At 63.6% G+C, this 14,517-nt stretch carries 13 protein-coding genes; 10 read left to right on the forward strand and 3 right to left on the reverse strand.

Annotated features, from left to right (window positions below):
• Window positions 1-8: 8 nt before the first annotated feature.
• The 6 genes from BQ7477_RS05955 to trpD all read left to right on the forward strand — a co-directional run bounded on the left by BQ7477_RS05955 (window position 9) and on the right by trpD (window position 5,376).
• Window positions 9-1,382, forward strand: a complete 1,374-nt coding sequence (locus BQ7477_RS05955) for a M20/M25/M40 family metallo-hydrolase (RefSeq protein WP_234968711.1) — start codon at window positions 9-11, stop codon at window positions 1,380-1,382.
• The gene (locus tag BQ7477_RS05960) at window positions 1,379-2,341 is read left to right on the forward strand and encodes a glycerate kinase (protein WP_073983177.1); all 963 of its coding nucleotides are present in this window, start codon (window positions 1,379-1,381) and stop codon (window positions 2,339-2,341) included. The genes BQ7477_RS05955 and BQ7477_RS05960 overlap by 4 nt, the downstream gene beginning before the upstream one ends.
• Window positions 2,342-2,426: 85 nt before the next feature.
• Window positions 2,427-2,780 (forward strand): iron-sulfur cluster insertion protein ErpA, encoded by a 354-nt coding sequence (erpA, locus tag BQ7477_RS05965; protein ID WP_073983178.1) that lies wholly within the window; start codon window positions 2,427-2,429, stop codon window positions 2,778-2,780.
• Between the two features lie 20 nt (window positions 2,781-2,800).
• On the forward strand, window positions 2,801-3,817 hold the full coding sequence (locus tag BQ7477_RS05970; protein ID WP_073983179.1) for an FKBP-type peptidyl-prolyl cis-trans isomerase: 1,017 nt from the start codon (window positions 2,801-2,803) through the stop codon (window positions 3,815-3,817).
• 111 nt (window positions 3,818-3,928) lie between these two features.
• Window positions 3,929-4,321: a response regulator transcription factor gene (locus tag BQ7477_RS05975; RefSeq protein WP_073983180.1), complete on the forward strand. Its 393-nt coding sequence runs from the start codon at window positions 3,929-3,931 to the stop codon at window positions 4,319-4,321.
• Window positions 4,321-5,376: an anthranilate phosphoribosyltransferase gene (gene trpD, locus BQ7477_RS05980; RefSeq protein ID WP_073983181.1), complete on the forward strand. Its 1,056-nt coding sequence runs from the start codon at window positions 4,321-4,323 to the stop codon at window positions 5,374-5,376. Before BQ7477_RS05975 ends, trpD begins: the two co-directional genes overlap by 1 nt.
• Before the next feature lie 10 nt (window positions 5,377-5,386).
• Here trpD and BQ7477_RS05985 read toward each other — a convergent pair whose 3' ends face one another.
• Entirely contained in the window at window positions 5,387-7,120 is a 1,734-nt protein-coding gene (locus BQ7477_RS05985) for an exonuclease domain-containing protein (RefSeq protein WP_084795690.1), read from the reverse strand.
• 58 nt (window positions 7,121-7,178) lie between these two features.
• Here BQ7477_RS05985 and BQ7477_RS05990 point away from each other — a divergent pair, with 58 nt between their 5' ends.
• The 3 genes from BQ7477_RS05990 to BQ7477_RS06000 all read left to right on the forward strand — a co-directional run bounded on the left by BQ7477_RS05990 (window position 7,179) and on the right by BQ7477_RS06000 (window position 10,876).
• The gene (locus BQ7477_RS05990) at window positions 7,179-7,991 is read left to right on the forward strand and encodes a lysophospholipid acyltransferase family protein (RefSeq protein WP_073983182.1); all 813 of its coding nucleotides are present in this window, start codon (window positions 7,179-7,181) and stop codon (window positions 7,989-7,991) included.
• A 214-nt stretch (window positions 7,992-8,205) separates the two neighbouring features.
• A complete protein-coding gene (locus BQ7477_RS05995) occupies window positions 8,206-9,423 on the forward strand; it encodes a pyrophosphate--fructose-6-phosphate 1-phosphotransferase (protein WP_073983183.1) in 1,218 nt (405 codons plus the stop codon).
• 10 nt (window positions 9,424-9,433) lie between these two features.
• Entirely contained in the window at window positions 9,434-10,876 is a 1,443-nt protein-coding gene (locus BQ7477_RS06000) for a class II 3-deoxy-7-phosphoheptulonate synthase (RefSeq protein ID WP_073983184.1), read from the forward strand.
• Between the two features lie 98 nt (window positions 10,877-10,974).
• On the opposite strand, the gene pknB is transcribed toward BQ7477_RS06000, so the two are convergent.
• On the reverse strand, window positions 10,975-12,918 hold the full coding sequence (pknB, locus tag BQ7477_RS06005) for a Stk1 family PASTA domain-containing Ser/Thr kinase (RefSeq protein WP_073983185.1): 1,944 nt from the start codon (window positions 12,916-12,918) through the stop codon (window positions 10,975-10,977).
• 83 nt (window positions 12,919-13,001) lie between these two features.
• Here pknB and BQ7477_RS06010 point away from each other — a divergent pair, with 83 nt between their 5' ends.
• Window positions 13,002-13,355 carry an Rv2175c family DNA-binding protein gene (locus BQ7477_RS06010; protein ID WP_073983186.1) on the forward strand — a complete coding sequence of 118 codons (354 nt, stop codon included), beginning with the start codon at window positions 13,002-13,004 and terminating at the stop codon, window positions 13,353-13,355.
• A 23-nt stretch (window positions 13,356-13,378) separates the two neighbouring features.
• On the opposite strand, the gene BQ7477_RS06015 is transcribed toward BQ7477_RS06010, so the two are convergent.
• The gene (locus BQ7477_RS06015; protein ID WP_073983187.1) at window positions 13,379-14,482 is read right to left on the reverse strand and encodes a polyprenyl synthetase family protein; all 1,104 of its coding nucleotides are present in this window, start codon (window positions 14,480-14,482) and stop codon (window positions 13,379-13,381) included.
• Between the last annotated feature and the right edge of the window lie 35 nt (window positions 14,483-14,517).

The raw sequence follows: 14,517 nt of genomic DNA on the forward strand, positions 1-14,517 counted from the left end.
CTGGGCGTATGGCTGATACTTCACATGAGTTGTCGACATCCGTTCTGCGAGAGCGCCTCGAGGCCGCTTTCCCCTCTCTCCTCGAAGAACTTACCCAGCTGGTGGCTATTCCTTCTGTGTCCTCGGACCCCGCGCACGCTGCCGATGTGGAGCGCAGCGCCGAGCACCTGCGTGAGCGTTTCGCTGCCCTGGGACTTCAGGCTAAGGTCCTGCGTGAGAACGCGGAGGATGGCACGGAGGGTAAGCCCGCGCTGATTGCTCACACGCCCCACATCGAGGGAGCGCCGACTGTTCTCCTGTACGCTCACCACGATGTCCAGCCGGTGGGGGAGCTGCATCGCTGGAGCTTGGATCCCTACAGGGCTGAGGTGCGCGGGGACCGCATCTACGGACGTGGTTCCTCCGATGACGGTGCTGGCGTGACTGTTCACCTGGGGTCGCTGTCGATTCTTGGCAAAGACTTGCCCGTCAACGTTGTCGTTTTCATTGAGGGCGAGGAGGAGATCGGCTCCCCGTCTTTCACTGCGTTCTTGGATGCTCACCGCGATGAACTCGCGGCCGATGTTATCGTCGTGACGGATTCGTCGAACTGGAAGCCGGGCGAACCCGCTGTGACGACGACGCTGCGCGGCAACGCGATTGTGACCGTCGACGTGACCGTCGCGGACCACGCGGTGCACTCGGGCGCATTCGGTGGCCCGTTGCTTGACTCGGTCGCGATCTCCTCGATGCTGATTGCGTCTCTTTTTGATGGGAAGGGCGACGTCGTGGTGCCGGGTCTGGGCGGCTCGGATCACGCGGACGTGGCTTGGCCTGAGGATGAGCTGCGTGAAGCCGCGGGCATGGTTGAGGGCCTTCAGCTGGCCGGTTCGGGCGACATCGCCGCACGCATGTGGACCAAGCCCTCGATCTCGGTCATCGGCTTTGATGCGCGCCCGGTGGCCAATGCCTCGAATACGATCGCCCCGCACACGCGTTTCCGCCTGTCGATGCGCACGGTGCCGGGCGTGGATCCCACGCAGGCACAGGCCGCGCTCGTCGACTACCTGCTCGCGAACGTGCCCTTCGGCGCGCGCGTCGAGGTGACGGCTGAGGATGCGGGTGCGGGCTACCAGGCGGACATGGACTCTCCGGTTACCGCGATGTTGCACGAGTGCCTGACCGAGGCCTGGGGCGTGCCGTCCGTGAACATCGGGGTGGGCGGCTCGATCCCCTTCATTTCCGATTTCCAGCGTATTTTCCCGGGAGCGCAGGTTCTCGTTACGGGAGTCGAGGATCCGCTCACCAACGCGCATTCGGAGGACGAATCGCAGTCGATCCCGGATCTGAAGGCAGCGATCCTCGCCGAGGCGCTGCTGCTGACCCGCCTGGCTTCCCTGTGAGGCGAGTCGTCGTTGCCGGTCGGTGGGATGGGGCGCGTCCCCTCCTGCCGACCGGCGTCGCATTGGAGCAGATCGGGCGCGGCCTGAGGGCGGGGGGCGACGGCCTCGACGTCGTCCTCGTTCCCTTCGGCTCCGGACCCACGTTCGACGAGGCCGTGGCCGCCTGTCGCTCCCAGGCCTCGTTCGTGCGGGTGCCCACCGAGGCTTCCTCGACCCGCCAGGTCGGCGAGCGCGTGGCGGCTGCGCTGGGGGAGCCCAGGGTCGTCGTCGAGGGCGGACACGGCGCTTCCCCCGACTGCGGACTCGGGTTCCTCGCGGGGCTTCTTGGCGTCGCCGAGTCCGATGTGAGCGGCGAGGGACTGGGTCCCGCCCTGACGCGTGCAGAAGACATGCTCGGCGCGAGCGGCACCGACCTGGTGTGCGCAGCATCCACGCCGCGTCCTCTCCTTGGTTTTGACTCGGTGCTGGCGGTTGCTCCCGACCTTAACCCTATTGAGGAACAGGACACATCGCTGACGGGGAACCTCATGCAGGCTTTCGCGCACCGGCCTCTGGGGCGCCGTCTGCTCCTGGAAGACTCGCAGGCTCATCCGGGGCGCATGTGGGGGTCCGGTGCCGGTGGTGGTGTCGGCGCGGTCATCGCGGCGATCGGTGGTCGGATCGTAGGCACGGGAGAGGTCCTCGCCGATCTGACGAGGCTTGGTGCTGCGCTCACGCCAGCTGATCTTGTTATCGTGGTCGAACCGGAGCTGTCCTCGCCTCTGCTGGCACAATCGACGATGGACACGATCACCAACGCTGCCGCCGAACTGGCCCTGCCGGTCGTTGCGGTGACCGTACGCTCCAGCCTGTCCCGCTACGAGCGAGCGCAGTGGGGCCTGCATGGGGTCTTCGAGACAGAGGCGCGCATCACACTGGAGAAAGCTGGGCGGCGCATCGCGCGCACCTGGTTACGCTAAGCGCACACCCCACCCCTGGCGCCAGGTGCGAAGGGGGGAGTAGTGTGTCAAGCGCATACGTCTTTTCAGCATCGTAAGGAGCGCCATGTCCGAGTCCGCAACTCAGGCTCCCACCCACGAGGTTATCCTCACCGACGTCGCAGCTGCGAAGGTGAAGAGCCTCCTGACGCAGGAGGGTCGCGACGACCTGCGCCTGCGCATCGCTGTGCAGCCCGGCGGCTGTTCCGGCCTGATCTACCAGCTGTACTTCGACGACCGCACGCTCGACGGAGACGCTATCCGTTCCTTCGACGGCGTCGAGGTTGTTGTCGACCGTATGAGTGTTCCCTATCTGAGCGGTGCAACGATCGACTTCGCTGACACTATTGAGCGTCAGGGTTTCACGATCGACAACCCGAACGCCAAGAACACCTGCGCCTGCGGCGAATCCTTCCACTGAGCCGAAAGAGACTCCACCTCATGATGTTCACCCTGCGCCGTTTCGGCGCCCTCGCTGGTGCGGTCGCTCTTGCCCTGGGCATGTCCGCCTGCACGGATCTGACTGCGTCTTCCTCGTCGTCTGCTATCGATTATTCTGCCTGCTCGACGAACGATTCCTCGCAGCAGACCCAAAACGTCGACCGTAGCGGCACGGGGAATTTCCCTGCTGTGTCGGGCGACGATAAGCCTGTCATCTCGGCGGGCAAGGGAAATGAGCCGACCGACAAGGTCCTGGTCAAGACCCTCAAGCAGGGCGATGGAGCAGTTGTGTGCCCAGGTGCAACGATTAAGGCTAATTACGTTGGTGCGCTGTGGGACGGAACTGTTTTCGATTCTTCTTTCGATCGCGGGCAGGCTGCGACGTTTTCCCTCGACCGAGTTGTCAAGGGATGGAGCTATGGCCTGGCTCACGCGCATGTGGGTGATCGTGTTCAACTCGTGATCCCTGCCACCCTGGGCTACGGCAGCCAAGCTGCGGGCAGTATTCCCGCGAACTCGACGCTGGTTTTCGTCGTTGACATCGTCAGTGCGAGTGTGGAAAACATCGCTGACGAGTCTGTCCTGACGGGCGCGACCGCGACCGGTGAGGAGCTTCCGGCCGGAATTACCGTTACTGGAGATCCGGCCCAGGAGCCGACTCTGTCGATCGATGACAACGCGGCGGCCCCGACCGAGCGTAAGGTCTACGTCATCTACCAGGGCAGCGGTGAGGAACTCACCGACGATCAGGCATTCCTATACAAGGCTGTCGGCGGAGTGTGGGGTACCAATGGACACACTGAATCCACGTGGGGGGACAGCATTCAACAAGGCGGTGTCGCTCAGGCTGGCCTCGCTGGCTACACGGTGGGTTCTCGTCTCCTCCTCGTGTTGCCCTCCGATAACGGCGCCGATCAGTCCGGCCAGTCGGGTGAGCAGCAGTCCGGTCAGTCCGGCCAAGCACCGAATGTGAGTGTTCTGGTCATCGATATTGTTGGAACGCTTTCGATGCAGTAATCGCCTGCGTATCGAGACCGTGTGCGGGCGGCTCCCAGTGGGGGAGCCGCCCGCTACCCGTTAGAATGAGGCCAATGCGTCGATTACGCCACATACTCAAGGAGAGTTTTCATGAGCGACGAAACCGTGTCGATCCTGGTTTTCAGCGATGACAAGGACAAACGTGCCGCTGTCATCAACGGTATCGGCCTGCGTGCCTCCAAGGACACGCCTCCCATCGACTGGGTGGAGGCCGCTACGGCCTTTGGCGTGCGCGACGCTTTCGATCAGCAGGATTTCTCGGTGCTCATCCTTGACGCGGAGACAAAGAAGGAAGGCGGAATGTCCGTCGCTCGGGACCTTCTTGAAACGCGCGAAGGCGTCCCCCCGATGGTTTTTCTGACGGCGCGCGCGCAGGACGAGTGGCTGGCTACCTGGGCTGGTGCGGTGGCCGCTGTCGCTGACCCGATCGACCCGATCATCCTGCAAGAGACCGTTGCCGACATTCTGCGTGAGGCTAACTGATGAGCAACAAGGAATGGGCACCCATCATCGCTTCGCTCAACGCAGGTCGCTCACTCGACTACGAACAGTCGTACTGGCTGATGGACCAGGTGATGAGCGGTGACTTGGGTGAGGCACGCCTAGCTTCGTTTCTGACGTCCATGGCGATCAAGGGCGCCACTATTGAGGAGATTCACGGCCTTGCGGACGGCATGCGCGATCACGCCGCGAGCGTGGATCTGCCCAGCCGCGCGCTTGACATCGTGGGGACTGGCGGGGACGGCTTTAAGACCGTCAATATCTCGACCATGTCCGCGATTCTTCTGGCAGCGATGGGGATTCCTCTCGTCAAGCATGGCAATCGCGCGGCGACCTCGAAGTCTGGTTCGGCGGATGTTATCGAGGCTCTCGGTATCAACCTCGACCTTGACGCTGATTCCCTGCGTCGCGTGTTCGACCAGGTTGGTATCGCGTTCCTGTTTGCGAACAAGATGCACCCATCCATGCGTTTTGCGGCACCTGTGCGCCGTGCGCTCGGCTTCCCCACGGCATTCAACGTGTTGGGTCCGCTGACCAATCCCGCGAAGGTGCAGGCGCTGGCGATCGGTGCCTCACGCGAGGACAATGCGCGCCTCATGGCGGGTGTCTTTGCGTCGCGCGGCAACTCTGCCCTGGTTTTCCGTGGTGCGACAACGGGTCTGGATGAGCTGACAACCGCTGACTCGAACCAGATCTGGATTGTGTCGGACGGTAGGGTCAGTGAGGTCGCTTTCGACGCTCGTGAATCCCTGGACATGGCCCCGTCCTCGATCGGGGAACTCGCCGGTGGTGAGGCCTCGCACAATGCGGTCGTGGCCCGTGACGTCTTGTCGGGTGGGGGAGCGGATGCCATTCGTGACGCGGTTGCCCTTAACGTGGGTGCCGGTCTCCTGGCCTGGGAGAGCCTGGACAAGGCGGTGACGCGGGACAACTTCGAGGAACGCATGGCCTGTGCCGTTGAACGCGCCCTGGGCGCGCTGGCTGACGGTAGTGGCGTGCGACTCATTGATCGTTGGGTGGATGCTTCCAACGCATGACACGCCTGCGCTAGGAGCGCTGGGAACGGCACGGATTGGCGGTTGCCTGAGCCAAGAGTTCGCGCAGCCGTCCCTCGCGTAGCGGGCTGAACACTGGCTGGGTCCACGGCAGGGGAGAATTCCACTCGATCAAGCGAATACCGGGTTCGCACAGTTGGGCACTGATTAGCGCTGTCTCCGCCCACGATGCGACCGTCGCCGCGAGTCCATTCACTTCGAGTGGGATCGTCGAAGTCATGACCTTGATCCACGGAGTGGGGTCGGTGCGCGGCGGCACCACGACCGAAGCCACATGGCGCCCGTAGGATGCGGCGTGTATCAGCCAACCCGGCTCACCTGTGTCCCTGCGCATCCCCCACACGATGCGCGGTGCCGCTAGTACCGGACGCATGGTCGCACGCTCCACGCCAGCGACGTAGGCGCTCAACTCGTCGCGCACGGTGGCTGCCGACTCGAATAGTCCCCGCTCCGACAGGCGCGTCATGATCGCTGTGAGCGCTGTCGGAACGGCGAGTGAGGAGGCGGCCACGGCCTCGTCGATGAGGGTGCTTACCTCGCAGCTGCCATGCTCGCCGAGTGCCCGAGCGATCGCGTTTGCCGCCCGCGTTGCATGCGCCCGCGTACCGAAAGGGCCGAGGGCGCGGGGAAGATCCTCCAGGGCTACGGTGGGGGTGACGATTGCGCGGTGTCCGTTGCGCACCACCCAATGCTGGCAGGCCTGGCGGCGCGACGCTGAGTTGTACGGGGGAGCCAGGCTTGCGATGTCGCGCAGTTCCCGAATGCGGGCCTCCAGGATTGATGACGTGGGAAAGGTACGCACCCCGGAAGCCACAGACACCATGCGCTGGATTTTCTGTCGTTTCTCCGCGCGCGTGTAGTAGCTGCTCACGCGTGATCGCAGAGACGAGGCTGACCCGACGTAGAGCGTGTCGCCAGACGCATTGATGAAGTGGTAGACACCCGGGGTGGTGGGCATCTCCGACACGAAGGAGGGGACGGTCGGGCGTCGCGCGGGGGCCTCTTTGCTGAGGGCCACCAGGTCTTCCACGTCCGTTACGCCCGCCGAGGTGAGCAGGTCGATGAAACCGAGCAGCACCTCCGCCGTGGCGCGAGCGTCTCCTAGGGCGCGGTGCCCCGGAGTGGTCGCCGTGCCGAAATATGATGCAATGGTCGCGAGCTTGTGGTTGCGCACAAGGGGTCGTGGCAGCGCCAGTCGCGCGAGCGCCAGCGTATCGACAACTGGCGGCTTGGGCCAGTGACGCCCCGCGGCGCGTGCTGCCCGGCGCAGGAACCCCACGTCGAAGGATGCGTTGTGAGCCACGAGGACGGGCGCGCGCTCATCCTCCAGGCCCGCCCAGTCGATAAAACGCTCCAGCACGGCTGCGATCGGCTCTGCGTCTTTCACGATCGCCGGAGTAATCCCCGTCAGTGACGTGATGAAAGGAGGAATCGGGCGCGAAGGGCACACTAGGGAGGAAAACTCATCCGAGAGGTGACCGTCGCGCACCCGAACCGCTCCGATCTCCGTGATTTCTGCGTCCGCACTGAGTCCAGTAGTCTCCAGGTCAACGATCACCCAGTGCCCGCCCGAGGCCGGGGTTCCCACCTCGTCGAGGCTCGGTTGAAGTTCCGGTCTCGCACTACGAGACAGGGCGTCAGAAACAATCGCGCGAGCAAAGCGTTTGTCAGACTCTTCGGGCGCGATGGTTTCCCCACAATTGCGCACGGGAGTCTGTTTCGTCATAGAGTTGATACTAATTCCAACGCGCGCCCGCGCGCCCGCTGACAATCGAGGAGTCACAGTGGCGTTCTATCAGGCACTCAAGGCTACCGGCAGCCCGATCCTGAAGGCTGCGTATCACCCATGGATTCGCGGCAAGGAAAATATTCCCGCGCAAGGTGCTGCGATCCTGGCCTCCAACCATAACGCTGTGTGGGATTCCGTGTTCCTGCCGATGATGCTCGACCGTGAGGTCGTCTTCATGGGAAAGGCCGACTACTTCACCGGCACGGGCGTTAAGGGGTGGATGACGAAGGAATTCATGCGCGCGGTGGGTACCATCCCCGTGGATCGCAGCGGTGGTCGTGCCTCTGAGGCTGCGCTCAACGCCGGACTCAAACGGTTGCGCTCCGGGGAACTGTTCGGCATCTACCCCGAGGGCACGCGCAGCCCAGACGGGCGCCTCTACCGCGGCAAGACCGGCGTGGCCCGACTGGCTCTTCTGTCTGGCGCTCCCGTTATTCCTGTCGCCATGATCGGCACTCACGCTGCACAGCCGATCGGTCAGAAGATTCCATCACGCACCAACATCGGCATGGTGATTGGCGAGCCCCTCGATTTCTCGCGCTATAAGGGCCTGCACAAGGACCGCTACGTGCTGCGCGCGATCACCGACGAGATCATGTACAACCTGATGCTCCTGTCCGGCCAGGAGTACGTCGACCTGTACGCCGCCGACGTCAAAGCACAGCTGGCAGCCGAGGGCGCCTTCGAGGGGCCGGTTCCCTCCAACGGTCGCCCCGCGCCCGGCGGACGCACAGCTCCCGACGTACCCGTGCCGACCGCTCCCGAGGAGGAGAGCGTCAAGGAGGACAAGGGCGCCGGCAAGGAGTAATCGGCTCGGATTCAACGCGGCGGTTGGTGGCGCGCATCGGTGTTTCGTGGGACGGGCGTCCTTGGCGAAAGGCGATGTGGGCCGGGTAGAATGAACTGTGCCCTGCACACGCGCGCGCCAGTGCACTAGGCAGCCCCATCGGGCAGCCAGGGTGACGCGGGCCGCGCATGCATGCGCGGGGCCGTCCCCAACCAACCTGAGAAAGGTGACATTCATGTCGGTCCGTCGTGTTGCCCTGCTGACCGCAGGTGGCTTCGCCCCGTGCCTGTCCTCCGCCGTCGGCGGACTCATTGAGCGCTACAACGAAATTGATCCCACCGTTGAGATCATCGCCTACCAGAACGGCTACCACGGCCTGCTCACCGGCAACTACGTGCTGGTGGACGAGGAAGCGCGCAAGCACGCCGCCGTCCTGCACCGCTTCGGCGGCTCGCCGATCGGTAACTCCCGCGTCAAGCTGACGAACAAGAAGAACCTCGTCGAGCGCGGCCTCGTGTCTGAGGATGAAGATCCGCTGCAGAAGGCCGCCGAGCAGCTGCGCGCCGACGGCGTCGACGTCCTGCACACGATCGGTGGTGACGACACCAACACGACGGCCGCCGACCTGGCCGCCTACCTGGAGGAACACGACTACCACCTCACCGTCGTGGGTCTGCCTAAGACGATCGACAACGACGTTGTGCCGATCCGCCAGTCCCTGGGCGCGTGGACCGCCGCTGAAGAGGTTTCGGAATACTCCCAGAACGTCATCGGTGAGCATCGCTCCAATCCCCGCATGCTCATCATCCACGAGATCATGGGCCGCCACTGCGGTTGGCTGACCGCCGCGGGTTCGCTGCGCTATCATGAGTGGCTCAAGACCCAGGAGTGGGTGCCCTCGATCGGCCTGACCAAGGAGCGTTGGGACATCCACGCCATCTTCGTGCCCGAGATGAAGATCGACCTGGACGCCGAGGCGAAGCGCCTGAAGGCGATCATGGACGAGCAGGGCAACGTTAACATCTTCCTGTCCGAGGGCGCCGGCGTCCCCGAGATCATTGCGGAGATTGAGGCTGCCGGTGGCGAGGTTCAGCGTGATCCCTTCGGCCACGTCAAGCTCGACACGATCAACCCCGGCCAGTGGTTCGCCAAGCAGTTCGCCGAGAGAATCAACGCTGAGAAGGTCATGGTTCAAAAGTCCGGTTACTTCTCGCGTTCCTCGCGCGCGAACGCCGACGACCTGCGACTCATCAAGTCGATGACGGACCTGGCCGTCGAGTGTGCGTTCAAGGGCGAGTCTGGCGTGATCGGTCACGACGAAGAGGACAACGATCGTCTGAAGGCCATTGCGTTCCCGCGTATCGCGGGCGGTAAGCCTTTCGACGTCTCGGCTCCGTGGTTCCTCGAGATGATGGCCGAGATCGGCCAGAGCGTCGAGCCGGCTGGCGAGTGAGTCGCTTCGCGTGATTCCTTCTATTACTCCTGGACGCGGCGGCGAGCCTGTGCGTAAGCCTTACTCCCGCCGCGTCCCTGAGCGTTTGTGGTCGCCCGAGTCTGGGGAGCGTGCTCCCTGGGACACGTGGCGCGGCCTGGACGCTGCTCAGCAACCTTCGTATGCGGATGCCGAGTCCGTGTCCGAGGTGACGGCTCAGCTTCGCCGTCAGCCGCCTCTCGTGTTCGCGGGCGAGGTCGATGACCTGCGCACGTGGATGGGGGCCGCGTCGCGCGGCGAGGCTTTCGTCCTGATGGGGGGAGACTGCGCCGAGACGTTCGCAGAGGCGACGGCCGACCACGTGCGTTTGAAGATCCAGACGCTGCTGCAGATGGCTGTTGTGCTGACCTACGGTGCTTCGCTGCCCGTCGTAAAGGTGGGGCGCATCGCCGGCCAATACGCCAAGCCGCGTTCCTCCGACGTAGAGACGCGAGACGGCGTGACGCTGCCCAGTTACCGCGGTGACGCCGTGAATTCGTTCGAGTTCACCCCCGAGGCACGCGAGCCCGACCCGCAGCGTCTCCTCGCTCTGTACAACCATGCGGCCTCGACGCTTAACTTGATTCGCGCCTTCACGAAAGGTGGCTACGCGGACCTGCGTCAGGTGCACCGCTGGAACCAGGGTTTCATGTCGAATCCGGCGTACGCTCGTTATGAGTCGTTGGCCGCAGACATTCATCGGGCCATTAAGTTCATGGGTGCGGCGGGCGTTGATTTTGAGACGTTGCGCGATGTGGATCTGTTTTCGTCGCACGAGGCTCTGCTCTTGGAGTATGAGTCGGCGATGACGCGCATCGATTCGCGCACGGGCGAACCCTACAACACGTCCGCTCACTTCCTGTGGGTGGGGGAGCGGACGCGTGAGGAGGAGGGTGCTCACATCGAGTTGCTCTCACGCGTGCGTAACCCGATTGGGGTCAAGCTGGGTCCGTCGACGACGCGCGATCAGATGCTCTCGCTCATCGACCGGCTGAACCCGGATGGTGAGGATGGGCGCCTGTCGTTTATTACCCGAATGGGTGCTGATCGTATTCGTGAGGTTTTGCCGCCACTGCTTGAGGCTGCCCGCGAGGATGGCCGCCCGCTCACGTGGATGACGGATCCGATGCACGGCAACACGATCACGTCGTCGACCGGCTTCAAGACGCGCCGCTTTGAGACGGTCATGGATGAGGTTCGTGGCTTTTTTGAGGCGCATGAGGCAGTGGGCACAGTCCCGGGTGGCCTGCACGTGGAGCTGACGGGTGACGATGTCACCGAAGTGGTCGGCGGGTCGGAGCACATTGACGATGAATCTCTGCGCGATCGCTACGAGACGCTCGTGGATCCGCGGCTGAACCACCAGCAGAGCCTGGAGATGGCCTTCCAGGTCGCCCAGTATCTGGCGAAGGGGTCTGCTTCCAACGAGGGGTGAGTTTTCTACTGCTCATACGCGATCCCGGCCTCGTTTGTGATGAACGAGGCCGGGCTTCGTCAGTGCAGCGTCATCGGTGAGTCGGTGCGCGCGACTCCTCAGACGATTGTGATCGTGACCGTGGATCCTTTTTTGGCCATCGTGCCGCCTGCTGGGTCGGTGGAACGAACGGTTCCAAAGAACCCGCCGAGGATGGCTTCCTCTTTAACGGTAAAACCGGCGGTTTCGAGTCGGTTCTTGGCGTCTTCTCGCTGGAGGCCGACCACATCGGGGACGGCCACTTGTTCGGGCCCCTTCGACACGGTGTAGGCGACGGAGTCTCCGCGGTAAAGTGTGGAGCCTTCGCGGGTTTGCTGGGAGATGACTTGGCCGGCAGCAACGGTGTCGGAGTAGGCTTCGGAGGGTGAGGCCACGAGGCCGAGGGCTTCGATTGTGGCTTTGGCTGCGTCGGCGCCGAGTCCGCTCAGGGAGGGAACGGTCAAGGGCTCGCGGCCTTTGGACAGGACAATGTCGACGGTTGAATCGTGTGCGATGGAGGTTCCAGCGCTCACCGACTGGGAGACGACCTGTCCCTGGGGCACGTCCTCGGAGTATGCGTCGGTGACAGAACCGATTCCGAGCCCGGCGTCGCTCAGGGTACGCCCCGCCTCGTCCTGGCTCTTGCCAGTGACATCGGGGACGGTCTTCATGTCTACGCCTTTTGATACGTACAGTTGGACAGTTGCTCGCTTGTGCACGGACTGTCCACCTTGCGGGTCGGAGCGGGTAACGGCGCCGCTGGAAACGTCGTCGGAGAACTCTTCTTCGACTTGGGAGGTCAATCCGAGGGCGCCCAGGTCCGTTTGCACGTCGGTGAGGGGACGTCCCGTTGTCTCGGGCATTGTCAGGTAGGAGCCGGGACCGTATTCGGTCCACCACCAGCGCCCGCCGATGCCAGCGACGATGAGGAGCAGAGTGACGAGCGCGATCCAGGTGAGCGCACGGCGGCGACTCTTCATGGCGGTCCTGGGCGCAGGCGGGGGCGGGGGAGCGGATGTGTGAACTGTCGCGATGGTTCGTGACGCGGGCACCGGCAGCGGCCTCGTGAATTGGGAGGATAAAACCTCGGTGTTGAGTGCGCTCGTCTGGGCACCATCCTGTGTGTTCTTCATTGCGATGTCGGCGCGTCGGTTGCTCAGTTCAGAGGGAATGGCTGCGGCTGCGCGCGTTACAAGGTCGATAGCCTCGGATGCGTCAGCTGGGCGATTCGCTGGGTTGCGCGCTGTGAGAGCGGCGACGAGGTCGTCGATTTCTCGGGGAATCCACGGTTGGGCGGTTGATGGGCTGGGCACGTCGTCGGAGACGTGATGGGTGGCGATCTGCAGGGGAGTCTCGTCTGCCCACGGCACGGAACCCGTGAGCATCTCATAGAGCATGATGCCCACGGAATAGATGTCGGAGCGTGCATCCGCCTCAGTCGTTGTCGCGATCTCGGGGGCGATGTAGGCGACGGTGCCCAGCATGTTGCCTGTGGACGACATCGATACCTCCGAGGCGGCCCGGGCCAGACCAAAGTCGGTGACCTTCGCGGGTCCATCGGAGGGAACGAGGATGTTTTCAGGCTTGATGTCGCGGTGGATGACACCGACGCGGTGGGCGGCGCGCAGCGCCTCGAGCGTGTCGGTCGTATAGCGCAGCGCCTGGGGGATCGTGAACGCTCCTTGTGCGCGCAGAAGCTGACGCAGGTTGGTACCGTCGATGAGTTCCATGACGAGGAACCCCTGGCCGGTGACGACGCCCTGGTCGAAGACGGAGACCACCCCCGGGTGGACGATGCGAGCGGCGGCGCGTGCTTCACGGCGGAATCGTTCGACGAAGGCATCGGAGTCCGCCAGGTGTGGGTGCATGACCTTGAGGGCAACGGGGCGGTCAAGGCGTTCGTCTTGCGCGATGTACACGGTGGCCATTCCTCCGCGGGCGAGCCTGCGGGTGACCCGGTAGCGTTCGTCGACCAAGAGCCCGATCAGTGGATCAGTTTGGTCAAATGTCTTCTCGTCGCTCACTTGTTTGATTCTATGGGAGTTTTCGGCAAATCATTGGAGGTGCGTGCATCGGTGCGGCGCCGCGATGGGGTAGTGTTGCGATCATGAGCAGTACTGATATAACCCTGTTGTCTAGCGATGAGGTGTGCCGTTTGCTCGGTATCGAAGAACGACGCCTGAAGCAGCTCCTTCGTGACCGTGTCCTCATTGAGGTACGCGGCGAGGGCGGAGAGCGTGGGATTCCCCGCGAGGTCATCGTCAAGGGGCCTAACGGCTGGGAACCTCTGCCTGTGCTGCAGGGCACGCTCACTCTTCTGGCGGACGATGGATTTACGCCTGAGGAGTCTGTCGCCTGGCTTTACGCGATGCAGGACGAACTCGGTGAACGCCCGATCGACGCGATGACGTCTGGACGTCACCATCGGGTTAACCGGATTGCGTCGACGCTGGCGTTCTAGGGGAGTCTTCCTTGCCGGGGCCTCTAGGCGCGCCGAGCGGTGAGGATGTCACACAGCTCTTGCAGCATGATGGCTGCGTCTGCGTCGATGCCACTTGTCTCCAGGGCTTCGCGACCGTCACGGACCAGTCGTGCGATCTCTGCTTCGTGGGCAGCGAGGCCGTTGCGTTCAACAATCTGCTTTGCTTCCTCGATCTGCTCAGCCGAGGCCTCGGCGACCCCGAGCACATCAGTGAGCGCGCGGCGCTCGGTGGGGGAGGACGCTTCCCAGGTGAGGGCCAGTAACGCGGTACGTTTGCCTTCGCGTAGGTCGTCGCCGGCAGGCTTGCCCGTGAGAGCGGGGTCTCCGAAGACGCCTAGGTCGTCGTCACGGAGTTGGAAGGCCAGCCCCCAGGGCGTGAGGATCCTTTCGAGGACCTCGATGAGTCCGAGGGCTTCGCTCAGTGACGCTGCCCCGCAGATTGCTCCGAGAACCGCCGGGTGGACGACGGAATACCGCGCTGACTTGTGGAGTGCGACCTCCAGGGAGTCACAGGTGTTCAGCGCGTCCGTGCGCTCCGGATCGAGTGGGGTCTGCTCAGCGACGATGTCGAGGTATTGGCCGAGTGCAACCTCGGCGTGCATGTCGGCGAAACGACGGGTGAATGCCCGCACGGAGTCGCCACGCAGGGCCAGGGCCTGCTCATCCGCCGCATTGACGGCAGCTGAAAAGAGGAAATCACCGACAAGGATGGCCGCATGATCGCCGAAATCGGTGGGTGAACCAATCCATGCGCTGGATACGTGATGGTCGGCCAAGCGGCGGTGCGGCGTGGGTGTGCCTCGGCGCTCGTCAGCGTGATCAATGATGTCGTCGTGGACGAGAGCACTCGCCTGGTAGAGTTCGAGGGCCGCGGACAGGTGTGGCAGGGAAGCTTGCGTGAGAGGCAGGCCGGATGTCAAAGACCAGCCGACGTGTGCCATGAGCGCACGAAAACGCTTGCCTCCGGATGTTGAGGCCACCACCGCCTCGGCGAAATTCGTTGAGCGTTGCGTGGTTCCCACGCGGGTGAGGAGGCTGGCCAGCGCGGTGGTTGTGGCCTCGTCGATGTGGGGACGCAGCATTGAGAAACTCTCGCTCAGACTCATATGGTTACTCTAATGGACGGTTGTGGGCGGGCGCG

This window comes from Actinomyces bouchesdurhonensis (genome assembly GCF_900128465.1).
Taxonomy (GTDB): domain Bacteria; phylum Actinomycetota; class Actinomycetes; order Actinomycetales; family Actinomycetaceae; genus Pauljensenia; species Pauljensenia bouchesdurhonensis.